The sequence below is a fragment of the Larkinella sp. C7 genome, from assembly GCF_006149005.1.
GTDB lineage: Bacteria > Bacteroidota > Bacteroidia > Cytophagales > Spirosomataceae > Larkinella.
Genome location: NZ_VBSL01000060.1, coordinates 1 through 900, shown reverse-complemented (window position 1 = coordinate 900; position 900 = coordinate 1). Strand labels below are relative to the sequence as shown.

The window sequence follows — 900 nt, the reverse complement described above, 5'->3', positions numbered from 1 at the left end:
ATCCGGGCTTCCCTGGATTACTATTCAAAGAATTTCGGCCCCTACAAGCGCGAGTCCCTGAGCGTGGTCGAGCGGCCCGGGAATGGGACGGGCCTGCATGCCGATGCCGGAATGATCACCCACGGGGAAGGATTCACCCTTTGGAATCCGAAGGATGATGGCCGGAGCCACGATCACCCTTACGCAATCGTAGCCCACGAAATGGCCCACCAGTGGACGGTTCCGTATGCCGCCGTCGAAGGAGCACCGGTGATGTCGGAGAGCCTGGCCTGGTATTATGGGATGAAGGTGGTGGAACATAGCCGGGGGCCGGAAGCTCTTCAGCGGCTTTTCAGCTACATGTGGCAGCCGCATCCCTACTCACCCATTTTTCGGGGCGAACCGTTACTCCGCGGGCTGGATCCGTACCTGTCCTACCGAAAAGGACCCTTTGCACTCCACACTCTGAGCGAGTACATCGGCGATGAGCGCGTCAATGGGGCACTGCGGAACCTGCTGGAAACCCATCGACCGGTCGACGCTCCACTAGCGACGACGCTGGATTTATATCGTGAGCTGCGGGCGGTGACACCGGACTCCTTACAATATCTGCTGCATGATCTCTTCGAGGTGAACACGTACTGGAAGCTGGAGACGGAGCGGGCTGCGGCAACGCCCACTAAAACCGGCAACTGGCAGGTGACACTGGATGTGGAAACGCATAAGGTGGTGGTGGATAGCGCGGGGGTGAAGCAGGAAGTACCGATGGACGAGTGGATCGAGGTCGGGGTATTCGCGCCGGACCAACCTGGTGAGAAAAAAGAACCGCTCTACGTCCGGAAGCATCGCATCCATTCCGGCAGGCAGACGATCATTGTGACCGTGCCCCGCAGGCCCGCCCGTGCCGGCATCGATCCCGAC

1 pseudogene is annotated in these 900 nt (G+C 59.9%); it reads left to right on the top strand.

The annotated features are described in order from the left end of the window. A pseudogene (locus tag FH871_RS33385) lies at positions 1-900 on the top strand (hypothetical protein); the annotation flags it as partial.